Here is a 294-nt window from a genome sequence, read left to right on the forward strand (position 1 = left end):
ATGGTCGGCATCAACGTGCCGCTGCCGGTGCCCGTGGCCTACCACTCGTTCGGCGGCTGGAAGCGCTCGCTGTTCGGCGACCTGCACGCCTACGGCCCGGATGCCGTGCGCTTCTATACCAAGCGCAAGACCATCACGCAGCGCTGGCCCTCGGCCGGCGTGCGCGAAGGCGCGGTGTTCGCGTTTCCGTCGAACCGCTGACCGCCGAGCACTGATCCGGCGACCTTGCCGCGGGACGGGCCTTGCAGGCCCTGCCCGCGGCATTTTCTTTTCTACCAGGGCAGCGAATAGGTC

1 pseudogene is annotated in these 294 nt (G+C 68.0%); it reads left to right on the forward strand.

Annotated features, from left to right (window positions below):
- A pseudogene (locus DBV14_RS32940) lies at positions 1-201 on the forward strand (methylmalonate-semialdehyde dehydrogenase (CoA acylating)); the annotation flags it as partial.
- Positions 202-294: the final 93 nt, after the last annotated feature.

It is taken from the genome of Variovorax sp. KBW07, assembly GCF_003852515.1.
GTDB lineage: Bacteria > Pseudomonadota > Gammaproteobacteria > Burkholderiales > Burkholderiaceae_C > Variovorax.